The 4,002-nt window shown below is 35.5% G+C and carries 3 protein-coding genes; 2 read left to right on the top strand and 1 reads right to left on the bottom strand.

Translation table 11 applies throughout. The annotated features are described in order from the left end of the window. On the bottom strand, positions 1 to 492 hold a 492-nt coding region (locus tag N9I19_RS24050), incomplete at its 3' end, for a copper resistance CopC family protein (RefSeq protein WP_317779228.1). Between the two features lie 114 nt (positions 493 to 606). Between N9I19_RS24050 and N9I19_RS24045 the strand changes: the two genes are divergently transcribed. Both N9I19_RS24045 and N9I19_RS24040 read left to right on the top strand, forming a co-directional pair. Beyond that, a complete protein-coding gene (locus N9I19_RS24045; RefSeq protein ID WP_034307610.1) occupies positions 607 to 927 on the top strand; it encodes an ArsR/SmtB family transcription factor in 321 nt (106 codons plus the stop codon). An 11-nt stretch (positions 928 to 938) separates the two neighbouring features. Further along, positions 939 to 3,638 carry a heavy metal translocating P-type ATPase gene (locus tag N9I19_RS24040; protein WP_317779227.1) on the top strand — a complete coding sequence of 900 codons (2,700 nt, stop codon included), beginning with the start codon at positions 939 to 941 and terminating at the stop codon, positions 3,636 to 3,638. The last annotated feature ends 364 nt before the right edge of the window (positions 3,639 to 4,002 follow it).

Genomic DNA, 4,002 nt, shown 5'->3' with positions numbered 1-4,002 from the left:
AATGGAGGGGATTATAAAAGAAGGCACGTTACTTTGTTGTACTTCCTGTTTTGTTTTATTGCTTGCTTTACTATCTTCTACTTGTTTTGGTTCTTCTTCTTCCGTTTCACTCTTCGTTTCAACAGTGGCTTTATCATTAGGTACCTCTACTGAAAAAGAAAACTTTCCTTCTATTGGATGTCCATCTGTACCAATGATCTCCCAGTCCACTTTATAATTTCCATTCTTTAAAGGTTGAAGGAAAGTAGCCCACATTTCCTCCTCTTCTATCACAAAGTTTCCTAGTTTAACAGGTTCTCCATTTGAATTCGAAACATTGATTCTGCTGTTCTGTTCAACTTTTGTACCAAAAATTAAAGTTAGCTCCCGAATGGGTTCTGTAATTACTTCACCATCTTTAGGTGTTGAGTCTTCCAGAGAAGTGTGCGCTAGTGCTTGCTTTGAAAATAAGATGAAAAGTAATAAAAATAATAAAGATACTTTTTTTATCATTCCAGATACTCCTTTTACAAATTTAATTCATCAATTTGACACACATATTAGCTACTGCTAATATGATGATAACAAAACATATTAGTCCTGTCTAATATGTTAGGAGGTAAATATATGCAAAATACTGATATAGATATGAAGGTTAAACTAATTCATGGATTTTCTAATAAAACAAGGATACAAATCCTCGAAAGTATAAAAAGTCAGGAAAAAACTGTGTCTCAAATTGTAGAAGAAATTAAGGGGAATCAGTCTAATATTTCACAACACCTTGCCTGTTTAAAAGGTTGTGGAATTATTGTGGGAAGGAATGAAGGAAAATACTGCTATTACAGTTTACGTAATCAACATATACGAGATTTATTAGCAATGTTCGATGTAGTTCTTGAAGATGTTCAAAATGATGTTGCATGTTGCGAAAGTCATATAGATTAGGAGTGCTTAAAATGGCTGACAAATGTTGTAATTCAAATAATGATGCCGAAAATACAGAAAATAGGACGGATAGTTGTTGTAGCTCCACCAATTTAGAAATAAAACAAGAAAACACAAGTTGTTGTTCAAGTAACAAAGATTCAGTAAACAGCTTTAATTCAATACCTATTTTTATACAAACAGAAACTAGTTGTTGTAGCAGTAATACATCAAAGGAAACAGTTAAAGAATTAGAGAAAATAAGCTGTTGCAGCACTTCCCTTCCAAGTGAAAAAAAGCAAGAAACCACTAATTGCTGTAGCAGTAAAACAACAATTAAAGAAGATGAAACATTAGTGAAAACAAGCTGTTGTAGTAGTAATGAACAACAGACTATTGAGACAATCTCGAACGCTCTACCTTCTGGGGAGAAAATGGCTTACAGAGTTCACGGAATGGATTGTCCGGCTTGTGCAAAAACCATTGAAAAAAGTTTAAGTACATTGAAGGATATCGCTGAGGTAAAGGTGAATTACAGCACCGCGAAAATGCAGGTGGCTGCTAGTCACCTTGATGCTTTTATCCCTATTGAAAGTGAAATCAAAAAGCTTGGATATTTTATTGAGCCTTTAGAGCAAAAAGGGAATATAAAAACGTTTGATATTGAAGGAATGGACTGTGGTAGTTGTGCTAAGAGTATTGTAAACCACTTGAATACCCTCTCATCCGTTAAAAATGTCAGTGTTAATTTCTCTACTGGGAAAATGAAAATTGAACATTCAGATAGTGACGAAAATATTATTTCAGAGGTTTCTAAAATTGGTTTTAAAGCTTCATTACAATCAAATAAGAAATCGAAACAGACCAACAAAAATAAAAACGGCAATGGCCTAATAATCTTGTCTGGTGTATTAATAGCTCTTGGTTTTATCGGTTCATTTAATGGGATTTCTCCTATTATGTCGACAATCCTATACGCTATCGCAATGGTTATAAGTGGTTATAAGCCAGTCAAGAGTGCATTCTATGCAATAAAAAGTCGTTCACTGGATATGAATGTTCTAATGTCTGCTGCAGCTATTGGAGCTGCGCTAATAGGTGAATGGCTTGAAGGTGCTACTGTTGTATGGTTATTTGCAATAGGTAACTTACTACAAACAAAATCAATTGAACGTACAAGGAATTCGATTCGTAACCTTATGGATTTAGCTCCTCCTGAAGCTTGGGTCAGCGTTGGTTCAGAGATAATTAAAAAACCAGTTGAAGAAATAACAGTTGGTGACATTATCATTGTTAAACCCGGCGATAAGATTCCATTAGACGGTGAAATCATTCAAGGAGAATCAAGCGTCAATCAGGCTCCTATTACTGGAGAGTCCATTCCTGTTGATAAGGAAATTGGTGACACAGTATACGCAGGAACAATAAATGAAAATGGTTCTCTTGAGATTAAGGTGACTAAGTTAGTTGAAGATACCACCATATCAAAAATTATTCACTTGGTTGAAGAAGCACAAGAACAAAAAGCGCCAACAGAAGCATTTGTAGATAAATTCGCGAGTATTTATACACCTATTGTATTTATTTTAGCATTGGCAATTATGGTGCTGCCTCCAATCCTTGGATTTGGCAATTGGGGCGACTGGTTTTATAAGGGACTCGAATTGCTAGTTGTAGCTTGCCCTTGTGCTTTAGTGATTTCGACTCCTGTTGCGATCGTATCAGCCATTGGGAACGCTGCGAAGAATGGTGTCTTAATTAAAGGTGGTACGTTCTTAGAAAAAGCTGGTGCCATTACTGCCATTGCATTTGATAAAACAGGGACTTTGACTGAAGGAAAGCCTAAAGTCACAGAAATCAAGACTTTACACGTAACAGAAGATGAATTACTTTCAATTGCCTTAACACTAGAAGATTATTCAACACATCCTATAGCCAAAGCAATTGTTGGATATGCCAACGAAAAAGGAATTCAGCCTAAAATTGGCGAGCTATTCAGAAGTATCGTTGGAAAAGGTGTTCAAGCGACTATTGAAGGAAATATTTATTACGGTGGTAATTTAAAACTATTTGAAGAAATGAATGTTTCCTTAGATGATGTAAAAAATCATGTTCAAGAGATACAAAATAAAGGAAAAACTGTAGTTATAATCGGGACACAGCATCAAGTAATCGGGATAATTGCAGTTTCTGATACAATCCGTGAAACAACAGCTTCAACTTTAAAAGCATTAAAACAAAGTGGAGTTAACCAAACAGTAATGTTGACCGGGGATAATGAAGGATCTGCAAAAATGATTGCTTCAGAAGCTAATGTTACTCGTTATTTCGCAGATTTATTACCAGAGGATAAAGTAGATGCCATAAAGAAATTACAAAATGAAGGACATAAGGTAGCAATGGTTGGAGATGGTATTAATGATGCTCCAGCACTTGCAACAGCAGATTTAGGTATTGCTATGGGTGGTGCAGGAACTGACACCGCAATGGAGACAGCAGATATTGTTTTAATGGCTGATAATCTTGATAAACTTCCTCATACAATGAAGTTAAGCAGAAAAGCTTTAACTATTATTAAACAAAATATTTGGTTCTCTGTAATTATTAAAGTCATCGCATTAGTCTTAATCTTTCCTGGCTGGCTTACACTTTGGATGGCTGTATTAAGTGATACAGGTGCTGCATTAATTGTTATTTTAAATGCAATAAGATTGTTAAAATTTAAAGAATAGATATTTAATGAGATGTTTCTACAGAAGAAACATCTCATTTTTTTGTTAAAAATAATATATCCCTTATACAACTAACCTGCCCCGTTGGTGCCATAAGAAAAGGAGCTGCTGATCAGCTCCTGGTAATGAAGTAAAGCACCCGTTAGTCATTAAGACTTATTGTAGAGTTGACACAAACTGTGCAATAGGAGGAGAAAGCCTCTAACGGTATTCGAAATCCGCACTCCTTTCATAAGCATAGGCTAGGAGTGAACACGCTTCCCTACGGATATTCACCGGCAGGATTTACACCTGCTTTAGCTTATTTGCTTTTCGGAGCTTCTGAAACCTACAGTGTTTTCCTATGCTCTTTCCTTCTAGATAA

The organism is Peribacillus sp. CSMR9 (assembly GCF_033141925.1).
Taxonomy (GTDB): domain Bacteria; phylum Bacillota; class Bacilli; order Bacillales; family DSM-1321; genus Peribacillus; species Peribacillus simplex_A.
Note: the sequence above shows the minus strand (reverse complement) of the source record. Positions and strands in the feature narration are given on the sequence as shown.

Bases quoted from the DNA above. Each gene is read 5' to 3' on its own strand.
- N9I19_RS24045 (WP_034307610.1), top strand. From the start codon at position 607: ATGCAAAATACTGATATAGATATGAAGGTTAAACTAATTCATGGATTT.
- N9I19_RS24040 (WP_317779227.1), top strand. From the start codon at position 939: ATGGCTGACAAATGTTGTAATTCAAATAATGATGCCGAAAATACAGAA.